The organism is Stenotrophomonas sp. (assembly GCF_031995405.1).
In the GTDB taxonomy this organism is placed as follows: domain Bacteria; phylum Pseudomonadota; class Gammaproteobacteria; order Xanthomonadales; family Xanthomonadaceae; genus Stenotrophomonas.
In genome coordinates, this window is the sequence record NZ_DAMAGC010000022.1 from 9998 (window position 1) to 34553 (window position 24556).

Below are 24556 nucleotides of genomic sequence, written 5' to 3' on the forward strand. Positions count from 1 at the left end.
ATCTCGTGGATCTGCTGCGGGGTGAGGTCCAGCGTGGTGTATTGGTGGATCTGCTGCTTGTAGTACGCCTCGCCACCGGGCATGGCCTCGGCGGCCAGCGTGGTGCGCGCCTGCGGCACGTACTCGCTGACGAAGAAGGTGCGCAGCTTGCCGAACGCCGGCACCACGCTGCCGCTGATGGCCTGGCGCGCCTGTGCCTGCAGCTGCGCCTGCTCGGCGGCGGGAATGCTGGCCGGCAGCTTCTTGAACGGGGCATACAGCGGTGAGGCGGTCGGGTCCTTGAGTTCGGACACGGTGGCGATGGAGACCTCGCGGCCGTCCAGCACCGCGCGCGGCACGCTGAAACCGCGCTTGAGTCCGGCGCGCATGTTCTCGGTCTGCTGGTCGAAGTAGCGCGGCACATCGTTGAGGCGCGCGATGTAGTTGCGGTAATCCTGCGCGGTCTTCATCTCGCGGCGGGCCATGAACGACAGGCTCGACCAGAACGAGGAGTCGGCGTTGAACGGCATTTCATAGCCACCCAAACGCACCTCGGCGGCCAGGTTGAACACCTGGTCGCGGTAGATGGCGTAGTTGATCTGGTTGTCCGCCGACAGCGCCGTGCGGTCGACCTTGTCCAGCTGGGCCAGCACGTCGTCCCAGACCTTCAACCGCGCCTGCTGGGCAGCCGCGCCCACGTCGGGCATGCGGGTGGCGTTGGCCGGGCCGTCTTCATCCTCGCTGGCCTCGCCACCGCCATCCTGGCGCCACGTCCATTCCTTCTCATAGATGGCGCGGAACTGCGCATTGGCGGGGCTTTCAGCGGCCAGGCTGGCCGGTGCGGCGGTCGGTGCGGCGGGGGCAGCAGCCAGGGCGGCGCCGGCAGGAAGGGCCAGGGCGAGCAGCAACGCGGTGACGAGCGGTGATTTCACGATCAGGGGTTCCCGGGGGACGGCAAACCCCGATCATGGCACCCGGCGCAGGCCCTGCGCATGGTTCAAAGGTCCTGCCCGCCACGCGGGCAGGATCGGGGACCGGCCAGAGGCCGGGACCCAAGCGCCGCAGGCGCGCGTAGATCCACGCCATGCGTGGATGCCCCTGCCTAATGCGATGCCTTGTCCCGCTTCCACCCGCGGTGCTGGATATCCAGCTTCAGGCTGTACAGCGCGGTGAACGCCGGGAACAGGTTCTGCAGTACGCCCACCGAATCCTGCTTGGCCGAGAACACGAAGTAGCTGAGGGTCATCAGGCTGCCGACCACGCTCATGTACCAGAACAGGCGCGGGATCACCGGCTTGCCGGCGCGTTTGGAGGCCACGAATTGCACCAGCCAGCGGCCGCCGAACATCAGCGCGCCGGTATAGCCGATCAGCTTCCAGCCGGTCACGTGCAGGCCGGTCCAGTACAGCCAGGTCAACGGTTGGTCGAGCCAGTGCAGCTCCATCAGCGTTCTTCCACGGCGGTGCGCTTGCTGCGCGTGATCAGCCAAGCCACCCCGCGCAGGTCGCGGATGCCGACCAGCGCCCGGCCGAGGTTGTTGTACTTGGACACCCCGGCGGTGCGGTGGCGGTGGTTGACCGGCACGCTGACGGTCTTCCAGCCGGCACGCTGCATCAACGCGGGCAGGTAGCGGTGCATGTGGTCGAAGTACGGCAGGTCCAGGAACGCGGCGCGTTCGAACAGCTTGATGCCGCAGCCGGTGTCGGGGGTGTCATCGCGCAGCATGCGCGCGCGGATCGCGTTGGCCCACTTGCTGGCCCAGCGCTTGCTGCCCGAGTCCTGGCGGTTGACCCGCCAGCCGGCGAACAGCTTGACCTCCGCTGCAGCGGCCGCACGTGCGGCCAGCAGCCTGGGGATGTCGGCCGGGTCGTTCTGCCCATCGCCATCCAGGGTGGCGATCCACGGCGCGCGCGCATGGTTCACCCCGGTGCGCACGGCGGTGCTCTGCCCGCTCTGGCTGACATGGTGCAGCACCCGCAGCTCCGGGGTGGTGGCCTTGAGCCCCTGCAGCACGGCCAGGGTGTCATCGCGCGAGTGATCGTCGATGTAGACGATCTCGAAGTCGATCTGGCCGCGCAGGGCGGCGGTGATCTCTCCGATCAGGGGTGTGACGTTGTCGCGTTCATTGAAGACCGGGACGACGACCGACAACTGGGGTTGGCTCATGGTCGGGCTCTGCGAATGGCCAGGATCGAAAAAGAGCGCGCATTTTCCGCACCCGAGGTTATCCGAAGATGAATTGGCGGATGTGTGTCAGGCGTGAGCGCCGAAATAGTCGCGGCACCAGGCCACCACGGGCGGCAGGCCCTGCTCGATCGGCGTCGCCGGTTCATAGCCGAATGCGTCATGGGCGCGGCGGGTGTCGGCCATGGTGCGGACCATGTCGCCGGGCTGCATCGGCTTGTAGACCTTGTGCGCCGGGCGCGCTGCGGCCGCCTCGATGATCCCGATGAAGTGCTCCAGCTCGATCGGCGTGTGGTTGCCCAGGTTGAACACACGGTGCGGCACGTCCTCGCCGGACGGATGCGCCAGCGCGCCGAGGATACCGGCCACGATGTCGGAAACATGTGTGAAATCGCGCTGCATTTTTCCGTCGTTGAACACTTCGATCGGTCGTCCGGCCAACACCGCGCGCGAAAACAGCAGCGGTGCCATGTCCGGGCGCCCCCAGGGACCGTACACGGTGAAGAAACGCAGGCCGGTGGCATGCAGGCCGTACAACTGGGCGTAGGTATAGGCCATCAGTTCGTTGGCAGCCTTGGTCGCGGCATACAGCGAACGCGGCTTGTCGATGCGCTGGTCTTCGGAGAACGGCGGCGTGGCCGAATCGCCGTAGACCGAACTGCTGGAGGCATACACCAGGTGCGCCACACCGCGATGCCGGCACAGCTCGAGCATGTTGACGAAGCCGACCAGGTTGCTGTCCACGTAGGCGTGCGGATTTTCCAGCGAGTAGCGCACGCCGGCCTGCGCGGCCAGGTGGATCACCCGGGTCGGTTTGACCTCATCGAACAGCGCGGCCAGGCCTTCGCGGTCGGTGAGGTCGAGGACGCGGATATCGGCATCCGGGCACAGCGCGGCCACGCGATCGCGCTTGATCTGCGGGTCGTAGTAGTCGTTGTAGTTGTCCAGCCCGACCACCGTTTCACCGGCATCCAACAGGGCACGGACGGTGTTGGCGCCGATGAAGCCGGCAGCGCCGGTGACGAGAACGGTCATGACAAGGGTCCTGGAAATTGCAGTGGACAGGATATCGCCGATGCGTCGGGCTCAGAACAGCCCGAAGCGCTTCCTGGCCACGTTGACGCGGGCCGGGTCGATGAGATCCTTGATGCCCTTGGCGTCGAAGCGGTCCAGCAGTGCATCGCTGCCCTTCTTCAACTTCAGCGCCATCTCTTCCGGATACAACGGCACCAGGGTCATGAACACGATGGTCTTGCGTGCATCGATCACCAGGTGGCCGAAGTCTTCCGGCGCGCTCACCGGCGGCAGCACGATCACGCCGTCGAAGCCCACGCCCGGCGCATACGGTTCGGCCGGGTGGCCATTGGGCACGGTGTGGCCAAAGCCCAGCCAGGTATCGAACTTGTGCGGCAACCGCGCCAGGCCCTTGAGCAGGCGGATCGGCCAGTAATGGCGCTCGTCCTCGAAATCGGCGTGCTGGATCGGCCAGTCGGCTGGCAGGGTGACCATCAACTCCATGTGCTGCGGTGCCTCCACGCCCTCGGGCAGGGTCATCGGCAGGTCGCTCATGCCCGAGGTGACCAGGCGCAGGTACGGGAACGCGTCGGTGGGCGGGACCACATGCACGTCGATGTGCACCGCATCGGAAATGATCTCGTGGAAGACCCCCGAGATCGGCCCCAGGTGCTGCTCGATATGCGCGCTGATCTGCGCGATGCATTCCTCGCCGTGGGCCGGCGCGAAATCCTTCTCCTGCGTGTGCAGCAGGATCGGGCTGCCGCCCGGGCTCAGTTCGTCGTGTTCATTGCTCATCAGTGGCTCCGGGTGATGACCACCGTGGCCCAGGCGCTGGCTCACCACAAGGTGAGCGGGGCGTCCTTGGCCAGCGTGGCCTTGCGTTCCTTGCTGAAATCCCACCAGGGGCGCGGTGCCTCGCCCTGCATGAAGCGCAGGATCGACAGGAACACGTCGATCACGCAGGGATCGTGCACCACGCCGGTGCGCAGGCACAGTTGCGCGTACATGTCATAGGCATCGCGGCCGCGCAGGTGCGCGGGCACGCGGATGCCGATCAGACGCAGATCTTTCTCACAGGCCGGCCCGACATTCGGCAGGTCGGTCAGACGCAACAGATGATTGCGGTCGACCTTGGTGGGGTTCATTACGGTGGGGTGATCCTCTTGCGCAGGCGGGGGACTCAGCCCTTCTGTACGCGGAGTCGTTCGAGCACGCCGTCCAGCGTGTCCAGGTCGGTGTAATGGATGATCAGCTTGCCCTTGCCGCCGCGGCCGTGGTTGATGGCCACGCGCGCGCCCAGCGATTCGGACAGTTCGGTCTCCAGCGAGGCGATGTCGGCCTGCGGGGCACTGGCGGTCGGCTTTTTGCGCAGTGCGCCCGGCACCTTGCCGGCGGCGAACTGCTGCGCGCGGTGTTCCACTTCGCGCACCGACCAGCCCTGGTCGGCCGCTTCCTGGGCCAGCTTGCTGGCCAGTTCCGGCGCCAGCGTCAGCAGCGCGCGGGCATGGCCCATTTCCAGCCGGCGGGTTTCCAGCAGCAGGCGGATGGCGATCGGCAGCTCGAGCAGGCGCAGCAGGTTGGACACCGCCGCGCGCGAGCGGCCGACGGCCTGGGCGGCCTCGGCGTGGGTGAGCGCGAATTCGCTGATCAGGCGCTGCAGCGCCTCGGCTTCTTCGAGCGGGTTGAGGTCTTCGCGCTGGATGTTCTCGATCAGCGCCATCGCGATGACGGTGCGGTCTTCCAACTCGCGCACCACCACCGGCACGTCGTCCAGGCCGGCCAGCTGCGAGGCGCGCCAGCGACGTTCACCGGCCACGATCTCGAAGCTGTCCGGACCGAGCTGGCGGACCAGGATCGGCTGGATCACGCCCTGCGCCTTGATCGATTCGGCCAGCTCGGCGAGCTTGGTTTCATCCATGTCGCGGCGCGGCTGGTACTTGCCCGGCTGCAGCTGGCCGACCGGCAGCTTGCGCAGCACTTCACCGGGCAGCGGTTCGATCACCGCGGCAGCCTGCACCTGAGTCACCGCGCCCTTGGGCCCCAGCAGCGCATCGAGGCCGCGGCCGAGGCCGCGTTTCTTGCCGAGGGCGGGCTTGGTGCTCATCAGGCGGTCTCCAGGGCCTTGTCGGCCTTATTGCGTTGTTGGTGGCGGCGGATGATTTCCCCGGCCAGGCCGAGGTAGGCGACGCCACCGCGCGAGGCGCGGTCGTAACCGACGATGCTCTGCCCATGGCTGGGCGCTTCGGCCAGGCGGACGTTGCGCGGCACGATGGTGCGGAACACGCGGTCGCCGAAGTGATCGGTCAGTTCGGCCGACACCGCATTGGCCAGGTTGTTGCGCACATCGAACATGGTGCGCAGCACGCCCTCGATCTCCAGGCTGGGATTGAGGTTGGCGCGCAGCGCTTCGATGGTTTCCACCAGCGCGCTCAGGCCTTCCAGCGCGTAGTACTCGCACTGCATCGGCACGATCACCGAATCGGCGGCGGCCAACGCATTGAGGGTCAGCAGCGACAGCGCCGGCGGGCAGTCGATCAGGATGAAGTCGTATTCGTCGCGGACCGGGGCCAGGGCGCGCTTGAGGCGCTGCTCCCGTTCGCCCTGGTCCATCAGCTGGATCTCGGCGGCGGTCAGGTCGATGTTGCCCGGCAGCAGGTCGAAACCCTCCGGGGTGGTGACCCGGACTTCCACCGCGGTGGCTTCGCCAAGCAGCAGGTCGCAGGTGGAGGCGGCCACTTCACGCTTGTCCACGCCACTGCCCATGGTCGCGTTGCCCTGCGAATCGAGGTCGACAAGGAGCACGCGCTTGGGTGCAGCAGCCAGGGAGGCGGCCAGATTGACGGCGGTCGTGGTCTTGCCGACGCCACCTTTCTGGTTGGCGATGGCGATGATGCGGGCCATGCGGGTGAGCCTCATCGGCAGGGAGTGGGACTGGTCATTATGCGTATATGGGGCGTGTCATGCACTGTGAGATGCGCGCCGATGGGCGCCCGCAACATCGCATGGCGGCCCCGGATGCGCCCGGTGGACACCGCAACGGCAGCAACGGCGGGCGCTGAGGCCCCCATGGGAACGGGCGCCGGTCGCGAAGACAGGCGCACCCGGATGTGCTCAGGGACCGGCCACCACGACCAGATGGCGCTCACCGGTCAGGCCGGGGACGTGCAGCGGCAGCACCTGCTCGACCTGCCAGCCGGCCGGCAGCTGGGCGATTTCCTCGTGCGGGTAGACGCCCTTCATGGCCAGCAGGCGGCCGCCGGGGCGCAGCAGATGGCCGCCGACCTCGATGATGCCGGCCAGGGTGTCCATGGCGCGCGCGGTGAGGTGGTCATAGGCGCCCGGCTCGGCCAGCGCTTCGGCGCGCGATTCGGCCACGCGGGCGTTGCCCAGGCCGAGCTGGCGCACGGCTTCACGCATGAAGCGGGCTTTCTTGCCGTTGCTTTCGACCAGGGTGACCTGCAGCTGCGGGCGGGCGATGGCCAGCGGGATGCCGGGCAGGCCCGGGCCGGTACCGAGGTCGGCCAGGGTGCCGGCCTCCAGGTAGGGCTGCATGGCCAGCGAGTCGAGCAGGTGGCGGGTGACCATCTCCAGCGGGTCGCGGATGGCGGTGAGGTTGTAGGTGCGGTTCCAGCGGTCGAGCAGGGTGAGGTAGGTGAGCAGTGGCGGCGCCAGGGCGGCGTCCAGGTCCATCGCGGCCAGGCCACGCTCGAGCGCTTCGGCCACGCCGGCCGGGAGTTTGTGTTCGGTCATGCGGCGATTATCGCAGGTCGAAAGCGGGGCAAGGGCAAGCGCCGCACACCGATTCGCCAAAGAGGCCGGGTGTGGGTCGGGCGCAGGTGGCCGCGCCCTGCTCGCCTGCCCACAGGTAGAGCCGAGCCATGCTCGGCTGCACGCGCGCCTGCCCACAGGTAGAGCCGAGCCATGCTCGGCTGCCCGCTCGCCTGCCCGCGCGCAGCGCGGCAATGATCAACGCCCCGGCATGCCGCTTAACTCACACCGCGTGCCAGGCCAACGCGGCGCGGAAGTCGGCCGCCGCCTGCCATTCGTGCAGGTGCCAGCGGGCGGCGTCGCCGAGCTCGGGGTCGCACCAGGCCAGGTGCAGGGCGCCGTCGGGCGTGGGCGCCAGCTGCAGGCGGTGCAGGCCGAAGGAGATGCCCTGCCCCTGCGCCTTGAGGATGGCCTCCTTGGCGCACCACACGCGGAAGAACCACGGGTTGCGGGCGGGTTCGTCCAGGCCGAGCAGCCAGTCGATTTCGGCCGGGTGGAAGAAGCGTTCGATGATCTCGCGCATGCGCGGCCGCGGTCGCAGCGGTTCCAGGTCCACGCCCAGGCGGACGCCCTCGCCCAGCGCCACCAGCAGCAGGCCATGGCTGTGGCTCCAGCCGGTGCCCAGATGCGAGAACGTGTCGTGCAGCTCCGGGCGGCCACGCGGATCGCGCTGCAGCGGCAGGGTCTGCGGATCGGCGCCGAGCTGGTCGCCCAGCAGCACCCGGGCTTGCGGCTCGCCGCGCGTGCCGTTGACGTGCGGCAGGCACCAGACGGTCACGGGGCCGAACCGCCAGGGGCCGCCGGCAAGGGCCGGCGTGCTCATGCGTGCACCCGGTGAGGACGGCTGCACGGTGATTTCACGGGGCTTGCCGTCAACTGGCCCGGTCGCATCCGCACACTTGGAGTCAACGCTATGGGCATCATCATCTGGTTGATCGTTGGTGGCATCGTGGGCTGGCTTGCCAGCATCATCATGCGCCGCGACGCACAGCAGGGCATCATCCTCAACATCGTGGTCGGCATCGTCGGCGCACTGATCGCCGGTTTCCTGTTCGGCGGTGGCATCAACGAAGCGATCACGATCCGTACATTCCTGTTCTCGTTGATCGGCGCGGTGATCCTGCTCGCGATCGTGAATCTGTTTACGCGTCGAAGCGTCCGGTAACCGACGTACCTGCACCGCTTGATCGACAAGGCCCGGCACTGCCGGGCCTTGTTGTGTGTGCGCTGGCCAGCGGCCGGCACTACCCCAACTGCACCCACGCCGGGGCGTGGTCGCTGGGCCTGTCCCAAGTGCGCGGCTCACGGTCGATGCCCGAGGCAACGGCGCGCGCCCTGAGCGCATCGGAGACCAGGGTCAGGTCGATGCGCAGGCCCAGATTGCGGCGGAAACCGGCGGCGCGGTAATCCCACCAGCTGAAAATGCCTTCTTCCGCGCTGTGCAGGCGGAACGCATCGTGCAGGCCGAGCTGCAGCAGCTTGTTGAGTGCGCCGCGCTCGGCGGTGGAAGTGAGGATATGGTTTTCGTTCCACACCAGCGGGTCGTTCACGTCTCGGGCGTCCGGGGCGATGTTGAAATCGCCCATCACCACCAGCTCGGGGTACGTCTGCAGTTCGGCAGCCACCCAGGCATGCACGGCTTCCAGCCAGCGCAGCTTGTAGGCGTACTTGTCGGTGCCCACGTCCTGGCCGTTGACCACGTACAGGTTGATGATGCGCACGCCGTTGACGGTGCCGGCGATGGCGCGCTTCTGCTCGTCCTCGAAGCCGGGAATGCCGATCTGCACGTCCTGCGCCGGTTCGCGCGAGAGCAGCGCGACGCCGTTGTAGGTCTTCTGCCCGGCAAACACGCTGCGGTAGCCCAGCCCGGCCAGCACCGCGTCGGGGAACTTGTGGTCCTCCATCTTGGTTTCCTGGATGCCGACCACGTCCGGTGCGAACGCGCTAAGCCACTGTTCCAGGTGCGGCAGGCGCACGTTGAGCGAATTGACGTTCCAAGAGGCGATTTTCATGGGCGCCATTCTACCGGGTAGCCACCGACCGGTGGTCGGTGGGGTAGTGCCGGCCGCTGGCCGGCAGCCATGTGCGACCCGGGCATCGAGCGCATGCGCCCGCCTTTCTCCACACGTTACCCTGTGCCGCCCCGATCGCACGGAACCCCCATGGACGCAGATGCCTTCGTCGCCAAGTGGTACGCCGAGAAAGAACAGCTGTTGGCGGCCGCCTGGACCCCGGGGACGGAATTGGCCGCGCGGATCACCGCGATGGCACTGTCACCCACGCAGGCACAGCAGTTGCGGGAGGTGCTCGACGTGTTTGCCACCGATGCCATGTACACCCTGCTGCTCGGGTTGGATGGCAGCGCTGCGCTGGGCGGTGACCAGCGCCACTACACCCTGTTGGACGAAGATGGTTCGGTGGTCGCAGCGGAAGGCGACCTGGAGGCTGCTGCCCATGCGTGGTTCCACGAGGGCCGGCGCTCGCAGGCTGGATCCTGATCGCTCCTTTCACCCGGCCTGATTCGGGCGGGCCCGGAGGTGGCTGCACGGACGCGTGAGGCGAACGGGGCGGACCCTTGGCGCATTCTGTGCAGTGTTCGGGGTCACGAGCGGTGCCAGGAGCAGCCGAGCATGGCTCGGCTCTACCCTTGGGGTTGGCTGCCGTTAGCGCGCCAGTGCCTTCAACATCCCGGCGATCTTCGAATACGGCGGCTTGAGCAGGTCGCTGGCGGCCCAGCGCGACTGCCACAGGATCGGCAGCTGTTTGCTGAGTCCGTCGAAGCCGGCACGGCCGTGGTAGGCGCCCATGCCGCTCGGCCCCACCCCGCCGAACGGCAGGTCGTTGATGGCGAAATGCAGCAGGGTGTCGTTGACGGTGATGCCACCGGCGACCACCTGGCCGAGCACGCGCTCGACGGTGGCGCGCTGCTGGCTGAAGACATACAGCGCGAGCGGCCGGTCGCGGCCCTGCACCTCGGCCAGTGCCGCGTCCAGGTCCGGATAGGCGCAAACCGGCAGGATCGGGCCGAAGATTTCTTCCTGCATCAGGTCCAGGTCGGCGGGCGGATCGAGCACGATGGTCGGCACGATCAGGCGCTCGCGTGCGGCACGCTCGGGATCGACGGTGGCCAGTTCGATCACCGGCACGCCGCGTTCGCGGGCCTGGTCCAGATACCCGCGCAGCCGCTGGTACTGGCCTTCGTGGATGATGCGGGTGTAGTCCGACGCATCACTGAAATCGCCGTAACGCGCGCGCACCTGGGTCTGCAGTTGCTGCACCAGCTCGCGCTGGCGGGCACCATCGATGAGCACGTAATCCGGTGCGATGCAGGTCTGGCCGGCGTTGAACCACTTGCCGGTGGCCAGGCGCGCGGCGGCCTTGTCCAGCGGGTAGTCGCTGCAGACGATGGCCGGTGACTTGCCGCCCAGCTCGAGCGTCAGCGGGGTGAGGTGCTGGGCCGCGGCGGCCATGACCTTGCGCCCGATGGCGGTGGAACCGGTAAACACCAGGTGGTCCAGGCGGGAACCGGCCAACGCACTGGCCAGCGCGCCGTCGCCCTGCACCACCGCCACGCGATCGGCCGGGAATACCCCCGCCAGCAGTGCCTGCAGGAAGGCGCTGGTGCGCGGGGTGTGTTCGGACGGCTTGAGGATGACGTGGTTGCCCGCGGCGATTGCCGTGGCCAGCGGAATCAGCGCCAGGTTGACCGGGTAGTTCCAGGGCGAAATCACCCCGACCACGCCCAGCGGCACCGCGCGGGTCTGCGCCCGGGCCGGCCAGAAACGCACGCCTACCGCGACCCGGCGCGGACGTGCCCAGCGGCGCAGGTGCTTGAGCAGGTGGTCGATCTCGCCGAGCACCGTCATGCCGTCGGCGATCATGGATTCGTGGGGGGAGCGGTGGCCGAAGTCGGCGGAGATGGCCTGCGCCATCTGCGGCAGTTGCGCCTTCAATGCGGCACGCAGGCGCTGCAGGTCGTCGCGGCGCTGGTCCAGCGAAGGGCGGTTGGCCTGCCAGGCACTGCGCAGGGTCTGCAGGATCGCCGGCAGTGCGGTGGGATCGGTGTGGGCATCGCTCATGCGGCGACTATAGCGAGAGGCTGCGTGAGCGCGTGTCATTGGTAGTGCCGGCCGCTGGCCGGCAACCTCGCATGCGCCTCCGAAGCTCATGGAAAGCCGGCCAGCGGCCGGCGGTGGTCGCCTTTGGACGGGTGTGCCTGGCTGCCGGCCAGCGGCCGGCACTACCGGGAACGAAAAGGGCCGCGATCTGCATCGCGGCCCCTTTTTCATTTTGTGTGGCGCACCGTTATTTGGTGATGTCCACCCCACGCGTTTCGCGCAGGAACAAGCCACCGACCACGACCGTCATCAGGGCGATGATGATCGGGTACCACAGGCCGTAGTAGAGGTTGCCGGTGCCGGCCACCAGCGCGAAGGAGATCGCCGGCAGGAAGCCACCGAACCAGCCGTTGCCGATGTGGTACGGCAGCGACATCGAGGTGTAGCGGATGCGGGTCGGGAACAGCTCGACCAGGTAGGCGGCGATCGGGCCGTAGACCATGGTGACGTACAGCACCAGCAGCCACAGCATGAAGATCGTGCCGGGGATGTTGATGCGCGCGTTGTCGGCCTTGGCCGGATACCCGGCGGTGGTCAGCGCGGTCTTCAACTCGGCACCGAACGCATCGGCCTTGGACTTGCCGTCTTCCTTGGTCAGCCCGGCCGATTCGTACGAGGCGACGCTGGCGCTGCCCACGTTGACGATCGCCAGGGTACCGGCGGCAGCCGGCTTGACCTCATACGGCACGCCGGCCTTGGTCAGTGCCGCGGTGGCCACGTCGCAGGAGCTGGTGAACTTGCGCATGCCGACCGGATCGAACTGGAACGAGCAGGTGTTCGGATCGGCCACGACCAGGGCCGGCGAATTGGTGCGCGCTTCTTCGATGGCCGGGTTGGCGAAGTGGGTCAGGCCCTTGAAGATCGGGATGTAGGTGACGGCGGCCAGCAGGCAGCCGGCCAGGATGATCTTCTTGCGGCCGATGCGATCGGACAGCCAGCCGAAGAAGATGAAGAACGGCACGCCCAACGCGAGCGCGCCGGCGATCAGCAGGTAGGAGGTGGTGGCATCGACCTTGAGCATGCTGCTCAGGAAGAACAGCGCGTAGAACTGACCGCCGTACCAGACCACGGCCTGACCGGCGGCGGCACCCAGCAGCACCAGCAGCATCAGCTTGAGGTTGCCGTCCTTGAGGCTGTCACGGAACGGGGTCTTGGAGCCCTTGCCTTCGGCCTTCATCTGCTGGAACAGCGGCGATTCGCTCAGCTGCAGGCGGATCCACACCGACACGCCGAGCAGCACGATGGAGACCAGGAACGGAATGCGCCAGCCCCACGCTTCGAACGCCTCGTTGCCGAGGAAGTAGCGGCAGGCCAGGATGATCAGCAGCGACATGAACAGCCCGAGCGTGGCGGTGCACTGGATGAAACTGGTGTACAGGCCACGCTTGTCGGCCGGCGCATGCTCGGCGACATAGGTGGCCGCGCCGCCGTACTCACCGCCCATCGCCAGGCCCTGGGCCAGGCGCAGGATGATCAGGATGACCGGCGCGGCAAACCCGATCGACGCGTAGTTGGGCAGCACGCCGACCAGGAAGGTCGAGATGCCCATGATCAGGATGGTGACCAGGAAGGTGTACTTGCGGCCGATGCGGTCGCCGAGGCTGCCGAAGAACGCCGCGCCGAACGGACGCACGAAGAAGCCGGCGGCGAAGGCCAGCAGGGCGAAGATCATGCCCGTGGTTTCGTTGACGCCACTGAAGAACTGCTTGGCGATGATCGCCGCGAGCGAGCCGTACAGGAAGAAGTCGTACCACTCGAAGACGGTGCCCAGGCTGGACGCGAAGATGACCTTCTTGTGTCCCTGGGTAAGGGTGGCAGGTGCGGGTGTTGTTGACATGGGAAGCTTCCCCTCGGTAGTGCCGACCATCGGTCGGCAATCGCAGTGTTGGTCAGGTGGTTTCTAGTTCTGTAGTGCCGACCGTGGGTCGGCACGCATTCAAAAACTGTATTTGGTGGTGAACTGCAGGCGGTTGATGTCGCCCTTGCGGCCGTCCTCGATCTCGCGCACGCCGTACATGTACTCGGCGCCGATATCGACCTTGGGCATCGGCGTGTAGAAGATGTTGCCGCGGATGCTCTGCACGCTCTTGGTGACCAGCGGGCCGAGGCTGCCATCGTTGTCGTAGTCGCTGCGCGCGTAGATCAGGTTGGTGCGCAGCTTCGGGCTGAAGGCGTGGCGCCAGCCGACATAGCCGGCCAGCACGCCGGTCGGATTGAGTTCGTCGCGGGCGACGTCGTAGGCGGTATCGGCGGTCACGCCCAGGCCGACGTAGCGGGCGATGCCTTCGCCGCCACTGATCTGGTAATGCAGGGTGTCGGTGCTGCCCATCACCCACTTGCCGCCCAGGGTGAGGCCGCCGCCGATCTTGTCCGCATCGGCATTGGTGGCCTGGTTGTCCACCTTGAGCTGGCGCACGATCGCACCCACGCCGAAGGTGCCCCAGTCACCCTTCCAGCCGTAACGCAGGGTCAGATCCGGCAGGGCGCCGCGATCGGAGTTGCTGGCCGCGTTGGTCCACGCGCCGGTAAGCGGGTTGCGGGTGCCGGTGAGGACGGTGGTTTCCGGATTTTCCAGCGCGACGCTGAAGCCGCCCTGGGTGTAGCGGATCTGTGCCTGGCGCACGAACAGCACGCCATCGGTGGGACCGACGAAATCAACCGCTTCCGGTAGCGAGGCGGCATCCATGAAGTTGGACCAGGTCTGGCCGGCGAGCCAGTTGTTCCAGTACATGTAGGCATGCCGCAGGGTGACGCCGTAGGTGTTGGTGGCCGTCTGGTTGCCCAGCGAGTTGCCGAAGAAGTCCATCTCGAAGAACGCACCGGCCTTGTTGCCGGCGTCGCTGACGTTGTCGATGCCCAGGTTGAAGCGCGAGAACTTGGCGTGGGCGTTGTAGTCCACGTCCGAGCGCTTGCCGCTGCCGCCGGCACCGGCGACCGGGGTCTGCCCGGGCAGGTACAGCGCGCGTCCGGTGGCATCGTCGGCCAGCTGGCCGTCGCTGGTCTGGGTGTCGAGGAATTCGGCCTTGATGAAGCCACCGATCTTGACCGTGGTGCCCGGCGCCGCGCCCGGGGTGATGGTGGTGACCTGGATCGGCTGCTTGCCCGCGGGCACCTGCGCGGCCAGCGGCTGCTGGGCCTGCACGGTCTTCACCGCGGTGACCTCGGTCTGGGTCTGGCTGATCTGGCTCTGTTGCTGCTGGCTGGCCGACAGCAACAGCTGCACCTGGCGTTCCAGTTCGGCGACGCGGGTTTCCAGTGCCCTCTCTTTGGCGGTTTCAGCGAACGCCATGCCTGGCGCGATCAATGCAACGAACAGGGCGGCCGCCAACGGCCGGCGTGTCGTCTTCAGTAAACGGTGGCTCATGTTGCCCTCTCTCCCCGGTGGCAATTCGAACGCCGCGCTGGGCACGGTCCAGCCGACAGTGGGGCTGCGCTGCCCGCAGCGGCTATTGGCCATTAGTCGTACTCGCCCACCGGGCGAACACGACCCGGGCCCCACTGGCGAACGGCAGGTGCCAACGGCACCGGGGCAGGTACCGACCGTTGGTCGGGACGCTTTCTCCTGCAGACGAGGCCAAACCGCCGCACCGCCGCCCCAAAGGCGTCGCCAACCCGCCGACCGTCGGTCGTGGCCGCCCTGCCGCACGCGCAGCGTCGCGCCCTGCCCGGCGCCTCCCGGCTTCGACCAAGGTCTAAGCACCCTGGCAGCGCGAAGGGGGGTTGATACGGCAAACTGAGGGGGAAGCGTCGCCGCCAATGCTGCGGGCGCACAACCCAAGTCCGAGTGCAAGTGAGGGTGACATGGCTGATCTTTACCCCGTCAAGGCTGATTTTTCCGCCAAGGCGCGCATTGACAAGAACACCTACGAACAGCTGTACCGCGAGTCGCTGGAAAACCCCGATGCGTTCTGGGGCAAGGCCGCCGAGCGCCTGCAGTGGTTCAAGAAGCCGACCACGATCAAGAACGTCAGCTATAACCTCGACGATTTCCGCATCAAGTGGTTCGAAGACGGCGAACTCAACGCCAGCGTCAACTGCCTGGACCGCCAGCTCGACCAGCGTGGCGACAAGGTCGCCCTGCTGTTCGAACCGGACAGCCCCGATGCACCGGCGCAGGGGGTCACCTATCGCGAGCTGTATGAGCGCGTGTGCCGGCTCGGCAATGCGCTGCGCAGCCTGGGCGTCAAGAAGGGCGACCGGGTCACCATCTACCTGCCGATGATCGTCGATGCGGCCGTGGCCATGCTCGCCTGCGCGCGCATCGGTGCGGTGCACTCGGTGGTGTTCGGCGGCTTCGCGCCGAACTCGATCGCCGACCGGGTGATCGACTGCGCCAGCAAGCTGATCATCACCGCTGACGAAGGCCTGCGCGGCGGCCGCCGGATTCCACTCAAGGCCAACGTCGACGCAGCGCTGAAGCTGCCTGGCACCACCAGCGTGGAAACCGTGCTGGTGGTGCGCCACACCGGCGGCGCGGTGGACATGCAGGCCCCGCGCGACCGCTGGTTCCACGACGTGGTCGATCCGCAGCCGGTGCAATGCGAGCCAGAGCGGATGAACGCCGAAGACCCGCTGTTCATCCTCTACACCTCCGGTTCCACCGGCAAGCCCAAGGGCGTGCTGCATACCACCGGCGGCTACCTGCTGTACGCCTCCTACACCCACGAGGCGGTGTTCGACCTGCGCGAGGACGACATCTACTGGTGCACCGCCGACGTCGGCTGGGTGACCGGCCACAGCTACATCGTCTACGGGCCGCTGGCCAACGGTGCAACTTCGCTGATGTTCGAAGGCGTGCCGAACTTCCCGAACACCTCGCGGTTCTGGGAAGTGATCGACAAGCACAAGGTGAGCATCTTCTACACCGCCCCGACCGCGATCCGCGCGTTGATGCGCGAAGGCGATGCGCCGGTCAAGCGCACCTCGCGCGCTTCGCTGCGCCTGCTCGGCAGCGTCGGCGAGCCGATCAATCCCGAGGCCTGGCGCTGGTACTACGAGGTGGTCGGCGACAGCCGCTGCCCGATCGTGGATACCTGGTGGCAGACCGAAACCGGCGGCATCCTGATTTCCCCCCTGCCCGGCGCGGTCGACCTCAAGCCGGGCTCGGCCACCCTGCCGTTCTTCGGCGTGCAGCCGGCGCTGGTCAATGCCGAGGGTGAGATCCAGGATGGCCCCACCGAGGGCAACCTGATCATCCGCGACTCGTGGCCGGGCCAGATGCGCAGCGTCTACGGCGACCACCAGCGTTTCATCGACACCTACTTCCGCACCTACCCGGGCAGCTACTTCACCGGTGACGGCTGCCGCCGCGACGAGGACGGCTACTACTGGATCACCGGCCGCGTGGACGATGTGATCAACGTGTCCGGCCACCGCATCGGCACCGCCGAAGTCGAAAGCGCACTGGTGTCGCACCCGAAGGTGGCCGAGGCCGCCGTGGTCGGTTTCCCGCACGACATCAAGGGCCAGGGTATCTACGCCTATGTCACCCTGATCGCCGACGAGACCCCCAGCGAGGAACTGCACAAGGAACTGATCGCCTGGGTGCGCAAGGAGATTGGTCCGATCGCCGCGCCCGACCACCTGCAGTGGGCGCCGGGCCTGCCCAAGACGCGCTCGGGCAAGATCATGCGCCGCATCCTGCGCAAGATCGCCGAGAACGCGCCGGACCAGCTGGGCGACACCTCCACCCTGGCCGATCCGTCGGTCGTGGCCTCGCTGGTGGAAGAACGCAAGGTGAAGTAATTCCTCGACAACGGGCGCAGGATGGGACCGCGGCATCGCGCGTGCGCTGTCGCTCCCACGATCCGCAACTGGATCGTGGGCCCCGTCTCACCAGCATCCACACCCCGCCGCTTCGCGGCCGCCCCCTGACCCGGGGGGCTGCCATCTCGATACACATTTTCGTTGCGTCGCTGCACGCCTCCGCAACATGGCCCCCACCATGACAACCCTCCTGATTGCCGATGATCACCCGCTGTTCCGCGAAGCACTTCGCGGTGCCGTGCAACGCGTCATCCCCGGCGTGCAGCTGTTCGAGGCCGACAGCGTGGAAGCGCTGTACCAGCTGGCCGACCAGCACACCGACGCCGACCTGGTCCTGATGGACCTCAACATGCCCGGTGCGCAGGGCTTCAACGCGCTGGTGCACATGCGGGCGCTGCATCCGCAGCTGCCGGTGGTGGTGGTGTCCGCACGCGAAGAGCCTACGGTGATGCGCCGCGCGCTCGACCACGGCGCCTTCGGATTCATTCCCAAATCGGCCGATTCGGACACCATCGGCCATGCGCTGGGCACGATCCTGGACGGTGAGACCTGGGCCCCGCCGGAAGCGCACAACGTGCCGCAGACCGGGCGCGAGGAACGCGAGATCGGCCAGCGCCTGCGCGAACTCACCCCGCAGCAGTTCCGCGTGCTGCAGATGCTCGGCGCCGGCCGCCTCAACAAGCAGATCGCCTACGACCTCAATGTGTCCGAGGCAACGATCAAGGCGCATGTCACCGCGATCCTGCGCAAGCTCGGCGTCACCAACCGCACCCAGGCGGTGCTGATGGCCGGCAAACTGGCCATCGACGAAGAACAGATCGTGTTACCACCAGAAGAAGAGTAGATCCACGCCACGCGTGGAGACCGCAAACCGTAGATCCACGCCACGCGTGGATGGCGCACCGCCGAAGCGAAGCGCAGCCGAGCATGGCTCGGCTCTACCCGCCCCGGCGTATCGAAGCGCAGCCGAGCGTGGCTCGGCTCTACCCGCCCCGGCGTATCGAAGCGCAGCCGAGCATGGCTCGGCTCTACCCGCCCCGGCTTATAGCCGGGGCTATAAATTGCAGCGTTACCTGCGCAATTACCGGTAAACGCTCCAATCCGCAGACCCGGTGCTAAGCTTCGCGTCCCCTTGGGGAGTAGCCGGTTTCCTGCGATGAGGAAACGCCCGTATCAACATACTCGGCCAGTGCGCCGTGGTGCGGGCAACCACAATGGTTGGCGAGACCAGCGGTCCGCGTGCGCAACGTCAGGTTGGGCGCGAGCGCGGTCCGTTGCCTGAAATCGCCCAGCCTGATGTGACCCTAATGTCCCCCCTTTCGATCCTGCTGATCGGCTTTGCCATGTCCACCGATGCCTTCGCTGCGGCGATCGGCAAAGGCGCGGCCATGCGCAAGCCCCGCTTCCCCGATGCGCTGCGCGCCGGCCTCATCTTCGGCGTCATCGAAGCCATCACCCCGGTGATCGGCTGGCTGCTCGGCCGCGCCGCCCTGCAGTACGTGGAAGCCTTCGACCACTGGATCGCCTTCGGCCTGCTGGGCGCGCTCGGCGTGCACATGATCATCAACGGCATCCGTCCCGACCCGGGCGGCGACGATGAGGACACCAGCAAGCACCATGGCTTCTGGCGGCTGGCGGTCACCGGCTTTGCCACCAGCATCGATGCGATGGCCGTCGGCATCGGCCTGGCCTTCATCGACGTCAACATCGGCGTCATGGCGCTGGTCATCGGCCTGTGCACCCTGACCATGGTCACCGCCGGCGTCATGCTCGGCCGCGTGCTCGGCAACATGGTCGGCAAGCGCGCGGAAATCGTCGGTGGCGTGATCCTGATCATCATCGGCGCCACCATCCTGTACGAACACCTCAGCGGCGCCATGGCCTGATGTCCGATGCCACGCACCGCGCGGCTACATATCGCTGCGCGGTGCGTGGAACGCGGCCAGGAATGCGCGCAGCGACGCCGGCTTGATCGGCTTGGTCAACAACCGGTAGCCGCGCTCACGCGCCATCCGCTTCAGCTCGTCGCGCCCATCGGCGGTCAACAGCGCACCGGGAACCGCACGCCCGGCCTTGTCGCGCAGCGCCACCAGCGTATCCAGTCCATCCAGGCGATCGTGCAGGTGGTAATCCACCAGCATCACGTCCGGCTGCAGATCCACCTTCTCCAGCGCCTGGTCCACCGTGCTGGCCGTGACCACCTCCACGCCCCAACGCCCCAGCAGCGCGCGCATGCCGTCCAGGATCTCCTGGTCATTGTCCACGCACAGCACGCGCATGCCCGCCAGAGAATCGGTGCGGGTCGGTGGCGGCGTGGGTGCGCTGGCGGCGGCAGGCGGCAACACCAGCGCCTCCACCCGCGGCAGCATGATCGAGAACATGCTGCCGCTGCCCACCCGGCTGCGCGCATTGAGGCGGTGGTCGAGCAGGCGTGAGATGCGCTGGCAGATCGACAGGCCCAGCCCCAGCCCCTGCTCGCCCCAGTCGAACGGTTGCTGGTAGCGATGGAACTCGTCGAAGATCTGCTGCATGTGGTGTTCGGGGATGCCCGGCCCGGTATCCCAAACCTGCAGTTCCACTTCATCGCCACGATGGCGCACCGCCAGCACGATGCGACCCTGCCGGGTATAGCGCAACGCATTGGCCAGGAAATTCTGCAGCACCCGGCGCAGCAGCCGGCGGTCGCTGCGGATCCACGCCGGCCGCGCGAACAGGTCCATGCGCAGCCCGCGTCCGGCAGCGACCGGCGAGTACTGCGCGGCCAGTTCGCGCATCAGCAGGCTGACGTCGAAATCGCCGATCACCGGGTGCAGCCCACCGGCATCCAGCCGCGATACATCGAGCAGCCCATCCAGCAGCTCTTCGGCCGCACGCAGCGAGGCATCCACGCGCTCGGCCAGATGCCGCTGCTCTTCGTTGTGATGGTGGCTCTCGCGCAACGCCGAAGCGAACAGCCGTGCCGCGTTCAGCGGCTGCAGCACGTCATGGCTGATCGCCGCCAGGAAGCGGGTCTTGGACTGCTGCGCCACCTCGGCCTCGTGCGAGCGCTCGGCCACGCGCTGCTCCAAGGTTTCGTTGGCTTCCAGCAGCGCGCGTTCGGCATGCTTGTAGTCGGTGATGTCGTTGTAGCTGGTCACGTAGCCGCCGCCGGGCAAGGCCTGGCCGCGCATCTCGATCACCTTGCCGTCGCTGCGGGTGCGCTCGAAGATGTGCGGTGAGCCGGCGCGCATGTAGCCGATGCGGCGGTTGATCTGCACCTCGATATCGCCCTCGCCCAGCTCGCCGCGCTCGGCGTTGTAGCGGATCAGGTCCGCCACCGGCCGGCCGACATAAAGCATGCCGTCGGGGTAACCGAACATCTGCTGGTAGCGCCGGTTCCAGGCGGTCAGGCGCATGTCCGGATCGACCACGCTGACCCCGGCGCTGATGTTCTCCAGCGTGGTGGACAGGATTTCGCGGTTGAAGCGCAGCTCCTGCCCGGCCTCGTCAAGCACCGCCACCACTTCGCCCAGGTCCATGCCCGAGCCGCGCAGCAGGCTGGTCAGCAGCAGGCGCGCCGACGCTGCGCCGATGGAGGCGGCCAGCAGGCGTTCGGTGAACTGCACCCAGGCACGATCGGCCGGCGCGGAGGCCTGCAGCTCCCGGCCCATCGACTGGGCCTGCTCCAGGAACGAACGCCGCGCATGGCGGTCGCCGACCACGCGCGAGGCCAGCGCCAGCAGGTCGCCGACATGCACGTTGCCCGGCCATGCACCGGCCACCGATGGCCGCTGCGCATACGGGTCCAGGAACGGTGCCGCGCGCAGCCGCTCGTCCACGCCGGGGCGCCAGCGCACCGACACCAGCACCATCGCCGCCACGTTGACCAGCAACGACCAGAAGGTGCCGTGGGTCAGTGGATCCCAGCCGCTCATGCCGAACAGATGCTGCGGCTGCAGCCAGCCAATCCCGAACGGACCGCGCACCAGCCATGCCGCCTCCATCCAGCCGGCATGGGTGAGCGCGGGCAGCAGCAGCGTGTACACCCACGTAGCAAAGCCCAGCAACATGCCCACTTCCACGCCGCGACGGCTGGCCCCGCGCCAGTACAGGCCCCCGATCAGGCCCGGCGCGAACTGCGCCACCGCCGCGAACGCCATCAGCCCGTACGAGGCCAGCGTGCTGTCGTTGCTGCTGCCGCGGTAGTAGCTGTAGGCCACCAATGCCAGCAGCAGGATCGCGGTGCGGCGGATCCACAGCACGCGCGAGGCGACGTCGGCCGCTTCCTGGTGATCGCCACTGCGGCGCAGCAGCACCGGCATCACCAGGTCGTTGCTGACCATGGTGGCCAGCGCGATGGAAGCCACGATGACCATGCCGGTGGCGGCCGAGAAGCCGCCCACATAGGCCACCAGCGCCAGGAACTTGTGTCCTTCGGCCAGCGGCAGGGCCAGCACCATGCTGTCGTCGGCGACGCTGCCGCCGGTGCCGAACAGGGTCACCCCGGCCGTGGCGATGGGGATCACCATCGCCGAAATCACGATCAAATAGGCGCCAAACATCCAGCGCGCGCGGCGGATGTCGCGCACGTCGCCGCACTCGACCACCGCCACGTGGAACTGGCGCGGCAGGCAGATGATCGCCAGGAAACTGAGCAGGGTCTGCGAGATGAAGCCGACCGGCGGCAGGCCGGCGAACAGCGTATGCGCCGACTGCAGCACCGCATCGGTGCGGTCGTTGAGCCACAGATAGGCGAACAGGCCCAGCGCGACCATCGCGATCAACTTGATCAGCGACTCCAGCGCGATGGCCAGCATCATGCCGTGGTGGTGTTCGGTGGCATCCACCTGGCGGGTGCCGAACAGGGTGGCGAACAGCGCCATCAGCAGCGCCACGTACAGCGCCGGATCGGTGAAGAAACCGGTCGGCCCGACGTTGCCGGTCAGCACCTGCAGGCTCATCGCCACCGCTTTGTACTGCAGCGCCAGGTACGGCACGATGCCGATCAGCGCGATCACCGCCACCAGCGCGGCCAGCCGCCGCGACCGCCCGAAGCGGGAGGAGATGAAGTCGGCGATGGACACCACGTTCTGGCTGCGGGCGATCAGCGCCAGCCGCTCGATGATGCGCCAGCCGAACAGCCACAGCAGCAGCGGCCCCAGGTAGATCGGCAGATAGCCGATGCCGTTGCGCACCGCCGTGCCGACCGCCCCGTAGAACGTCCACGACGAGCAGTACACCGCCAGCGCCAGGCTGTAGACCACCGGTCGCAACCACGGCCGGTCCGGATACATCGGGCGACGGTCGCCCCACCACGCCACGCCGAACAACAGCGCGGCATAGGCCACCGATACCAACAGCAGGATCCAGCTGGAGACCACGGGGGGATTCCGTCAGGGCATGGGCCAGTGTAGCCGGTGGCGCGGGTGCCACCGGCTGCACTGGTGGATCACGGCCGTGGGCCGTGATCGCGGGTCATTCCGCCGGGACGCCCATTTCCTTCAGCAGTTCGGGCGCCGGGTAGACCTTGGCCAGCAGCCAGCGCAGGTAGCGCATGTCCACGTGCACGGCGCGCTTGAAGCGCGGGTCGAACCACCAGCTGGCGCTGACCGATTCCCAGTTGCTGTCGAAGTTCAGTCCGATCAGCTCGCCCTTGGCATTGAGCACCGGCGAACCGGAGTTGCCGCCGGTGGTATCCAGGTTGGTCAGGAAGTTGACCGTCTGGGTCTTCAGCACCGGGTCGGCGGTGGAGCCGAAATCGCCCTTGGCGATCGCCGCCAGCAGCGGCTTGGGCGCATCGAACGGGTAGGCGTTGGTGTTTTTCTCGACGATCCCGGCCACGGTGGTGACCGGGTCGAAATGCACCGCATCGCGCGGCGACAGCGCCTCGACCTTGCCGTAGCTGATGCGCAGGGTGCGGTTGGCATCGGGGTAGACGGCGCGGCCCTGCCTGGCCCGCCACGCAAACAGCGCCTGCATGTAGGCCGGGCGCAGGCGCAGCTGCTCGCCGGCGCGGGTCTTGCTCTCATCGTCCAGGCGCAGCTGCGCGGCCACCAGCGGCCCGGCCAGGTCGATCAGCGGATCGCGGGCCAGCGGCCTGCCTTCCCTGGCGGCGGCCAGGCGCGACAGACGCTCGGCCTCGTCGCCCAGGCGGGTGCCGGCATACAGGCTGTCCAGCGCCTTTGCCAGCGCGGCCGGGGTGCGCCCGAAAGCGGCATCGTATTCGGGCACGCGCTGCGCGTCGGGCAGCTGCTGGTAGCGGGTCAGCAGCGTGGTCAGCAACGCCTTCTCCACCTCCGGCGCATAGCGGCGCTGGACCTGCTTCAACGTGCCTTCGATCAGCGCCAGGTCGCGCTGCTGGTACCCGCTCTCACGCTCGGCATCGGGCTTGGCCGATTCGATCCGCAGCCGCTCCAGGGTCAGCGCCGAGCGCAACAGCTGGCTCTGCACCGACAGCAGGTCCAGCAGCAGGTCGCGTTCGCCCACTGAAGCGCCCTGCGACAACGACCCCAGCAGGGCCTGGATGTCGCCCTGGTAGCGGGCGTCGGTAGCCTTGAGCATCGCCGCTTCATCGGTGGCGCGCTGGGCCTTGGCATCGCTGCGCAGCAGGCCTTCCAGTTCACCGGCGGCGCGCTTGCGGTTGTTCTTCAACGACTGCAGCTGCGAGGCATAGCGCGTGCGCGCCTGTGCGTCCTTGGCGCTGGCCGCCTCGATGGTGTCGATCATCTGCTGGAACACCGCCACGCGCCGCGGCAGCACCGCATCGATCTGGCCAGCGAATTCGGCGGCGGTGCGATGGCGATAGGTGATGCCGGGGTAGCCGGCCAGCATCGCGTAATCGCCCGTCTTCGGCCCGTCGATGGCCATCTTCAGGTGCGCCGGCGGCTGGTACGGCACGTTGTCCGGGCTGTACGGCGCCGGCTTGCCGTCCTTGCCGACGTACGCGCGCAGCAGGGTGAAGTCGCCGGTGTGGCGCGGCCACATGAAGTTGTCGATCTCATCGCCGTAGTTGCCGATCGCGCGCGGCGGCGCATACACCAGCCGCACGTCGCTCAGTTCCAGCTGGCGGATGCGGTAGAAATCGGTGCCGTAGTACATGTCGGCCACGCTGCAGCGTACGTTGCCCTCCTTCTCGCACTCGGCCACCAGCTGCTTGCTGGCGCGGTCGACTGCATCGAAATAGGCCCGGCCGGTCTTGCCGCGCGCATCGGCCAGCACCTGGTCGGTGACCTTGTCAAAGCCGGTGGTGACCAGCACGCGGAAGTCCGGGTTGGCCGCGCGCTCATCGCTGCGGCCCTGGGCGATGAAACCGTCGTTGATCAGGTCGTGCTCGGGCGAGCTGTTGTACTGGATCACCCCCATCGCGACGTGGTGGTTGGTCAGCAGCAGGCCGTCGCCGGACACGAACGAACCGGTACCGCCACCGGCACGCACCACCGCGCTGAGCGGTGGCGCGGTGACGTTGGCCAGGTCGGCCGGATCGCCCTTGAAACCGGCCGCCTTGAGCGGCTTGGCCAGTTCCGGCAGCTGGGTCGGCATCCACATGCCTTCATCGGCGTGGGCGCCGGCGGCGAGGGTCAGGCCGAGGGCCAGGGCGGTGGGCAGGGCTTTACGTGGCGACATGGGCACATCCGGTACGTCAGAACAGTCGGGAACCTTAGCCTCGGGGGCGCCGTGGGGCAACGCCCGATGGTCAGGGGTGCGCGACGCTCCTACAATCGCGTTTTTCTGCACAACGGACGTCC

At 67.5% G+C, this 24556-nt stretch carries 21 protein-coding genes; 5 read left to right on the plus strand and 16 right to left on the minus strand.

Going from position 1 to position 24556, the window contains the following annotated elements:
- From RTO53_RS05855 to RTO53_RS05900, 10 genes are all read right to left on the minus strand, one after another.
- Positions 1-911: DUF885 family protein (locus RTO53_RS05855; RefSeq protein ID WP_312236924.1), on the minus strand; the 911-nt coding region annotated here is incomplete at its 3' end.
- Positions 912-1081: 170 nt separating this feature from the next.
- Positions 1082-1423 (minus strand): lipid-A-disaccharide synthase N-terminal domain-containing protein, encoded by a 342-nt coding sequence (locus RTO53_RS05860; RefSeq protein ID WP_312236925.1) that lies wholly within the window; start codon positions 1421-1423, stop codon positions 1082-1084.
- Positions 1423-2145, minus strand: a complete 723-nt coding sequence (locus tag RTO53_RS05865) for a glycosyltransferase (RefSeq protein WP_312236926.1) — start codon at positions 2143-2145, stop codon at positions 1423-1425. The genes RTO53_RS05860 and RTO53_RS05865 overlap by 1 nt, the downstream gene beginning before the upstream one ends.
- Before the next feature lie 87 nt (positions 2146-2232).
- A complete protein-coding gene (locus tag RTO53_RS05870) occupies positions 2233-3198 on the minus strand; it encodes an SDR family NAD(P)-dependent oxidoreductase (RefSeq protein WP_312236927.1) in 966 nt (321 codons plus the stop codon).
- Positions 3199-3249: 51 nt separating this feature from the next.
- Entirely contained in the window at positions 3250-3975 is a 726-nt protein-coding gene (locus RTO53_RS05875; RefSeq protein WP_312236928.1) for a suppressor of fused domain protein, read from the minus strand.
- 41 nt (positions 3976-4016) lie between these two features.
- Positions 4017-4325 carry a helix-hairpin-helix domain-containing protein gene (locus RTO53_RS05880; RefSeq protein ID WP_312236929.1) on the minus strand — a complete coding sequence of 103 codons (309 nt, stop codon included), beginning with the start codon at positions 4323-4325 and terminating at the stop codon, positions 4017-4019.
- Positions 4326-4360: 35 nt separating this feature from the next.
- The gene (locus tag RTO53_RS05885; protein ID WP_312236930.1) at positions 4361-5284 is read right to left on the minus strand and encodes a ParB/RepB/Spo0J family partition protein; all 924 of its coding nucleotides are present in this window, start codon (positions 5282-5284) and stop codon (positions 4361-4363) included.
- The gene (locus RTO53_RS05890) at positions 5284-6081 is read right to left on the minus strand and encodes a ParA family protein (protein WP_259209386.1); all 798 of its coding nucleotides are present in this window, start codon (positions 6079-6081) and stop codon (positions 5284-5286) included. The genes RTO53_RS05885 and RTO53_RS05890 overlap by 1 nt, the downstream gene beginning before the upstream one ends.
- A gap of 210 nt (positions 6082-6291) precedes the next feature.
- Positions 6292-6930: a 16S rRNA (guanine(527)-N(7))-methyltransferase RsmG gene (rsmG, locus tag RTO53_RS05895; protein ID WP_312236931.1), complete on the minus strand. Its 639-nt coding sequence runs from the start codon at positions 6928-6930 to the stop codon at positions 6292-6294.
- 241 nt (positions 6931-7171) lie between these two features.
- The gene (locus tag RTO53_RS05900; protein ID WP_312236932.1) at positions 7172-7771 is read right to left on the minus strand and encodes a 4'-phosphopantetheinyl transferase superfamily protein; all 600 of its coding nucleotides are present in this window, start codon (positions 7769-7771) and stop codon (positions 7172-7174) included.
- 90 nt (positions 7772-7861) lie between these two features.
- On the opposite strand from RTO53_RS05900, the gene RTO53_RS05905 reads away from it, so the two are divergent.
- Positions 7862-8113, plus strand: a complete 252-nt coding sequence (locus RTO53_RS05905) for a GlsB/YeaQ/YmgE family stress response membrane protein (RefSeq protein ID WP_068854466.1) — start codon at positions 7862-7864, stop codon at positions 8111-8113.
- Between the two features lie 79 nt (positions 8114-8192).
- Here RTO53_RS05905 and xth read toward each other — a convergent pair whose 3' ends face one another.
- Positions 8193-8960, minus strand: a complete 768-nt coding sequence (gene xth, locus RTO53_RS05910) for an exodeoxyribonuclease III (RefSeq protein WP_312236933.1) — start codon at positions 8958-8960, stop codon at positions 8193-8195.
- A gap of 150 nt (positions 8961-9110) precedes the next feature.
- Between xth and RTO53_RS05915 the strand changes: the two genes are divergently transcribed.
- Positions 9111-9446, plus strand: coding sequence for a hypothetical protein (locus RTO53_RS05915; protein ID WP_312236934.1), 336 nt, complete (start codon positions 9111-9113; stop codon positions 9444-9446).
- 165 nt (positions 9447-9611) lie between these two features.
- Here RTO53_RS05915 and RTO53_RS05920 read toward each other — a convergent pair whose 3' ends face one another.
- From RTO53_RS05920 to RTO53_RS05930, 3 genes are all read right to left on the minus strand, one after another.
- Positions 9612-11027: a coniferyl aldehyde dehydrogenase gene (locus RTO53_RS05920; protein WP_312236935.1), complete on the minus strand. Its 1416-nt coding sequence runs from the start codon at positions 11025-11027 to the stop codon at positions 9612-9614.
- Positions 11028-11253: 226 nt separating this feature from the next.
- Complete coding sequence (locus RTO53_RS05925) at positions 11254-12903, minus strand: MFS transporter (RefSeq protein ID WP_312236936.1); 1650 nt, start codon at positions 12901-12903, stop codon at positions 11254-11256.
- Positions 12904-13002: 99 nt separating this feature from the next.
- On the minus strand, positions 13003-14430 hold the full coding sequence (locus tag RTO53_RS05930) for a DcaP family trimeric outer membrane transporter (protein ID WP_312236937.1): 1428 nt from the start codon (positions 14428-14430) through the stop codon (positions 13003-13005).
- A gap of 437 nt (positions 14431-14867) precedes the next feature.
- Between RTO53_RS05930 and acs the strand changes: the two genes are divergently transcribed.
- The 3 genes from acs (at position 14868) to RTO53_RS05945 (ending at position 18718) form a co-directional block, all read left to right on the plus strand.
- Entirely contained in the window at positions 14868-16811 is a 1944-nt protein-coding gene (gene acs, locus RTO53_RS05935; RefSeq protein WP_312236938.1) for an acetate--CoA ligase, read from the plus strand.
- A 199-nt stretch (positions 16812-17010) separates the two neighbouring features.
- Positions 17011-17676, plus strand: coding sequence for a response regulator transcription factor (locus tag RTO53_RS05940; RefSeq protein WP_256776319.1), 666 nt, complete (start codon positions 17011-17013; stop codon positions 17674-17676).
- Positions 17677-18139: 463 nt separating this feature from the next.
- Positions 18140-18718 carry a manganese efflux pump MntP family protein gene (locus tag RTO53_RS05945; RefSeq protein ID WP_312236939.1) on the plus strand — a complete coding sequence of 193 codons (579 nt, stop codon included), beginning with the start codon at positions 18140-18142 and terminating at the stop codon, positions 18716-18718.
- A gap of 24 nt (positions 18719-18742) precedes the next feature.
- Here the strand turns inward: RTO53_RS05945 and RTO53_RS05950 are convergent, their stop codons facing one another.
- A complete protein-coding gene (locus RTO53_RS05950) occupies positions 18743-22192 on the minus strand; it encodes a PAS domain-containing hybrid sensor histidine kinase/response regulator (protein ID WP_312236940.1) in 3450 nt (1149 codons plus the stop codon).
- A gap of 94 nt (positions 22193-22286) precedes the next feature.
- Positions 22287-24434, minus strand: a complete 2148-nt coding sequence (locus RTO53_RS05955; protein WP_312236941.1) for a S46 family peptidase — start codon at positions 24432-24434, stop codon at positions 22287-22289.
- Positions 24435-24556 lie beyond the last annotated feature (122 nt).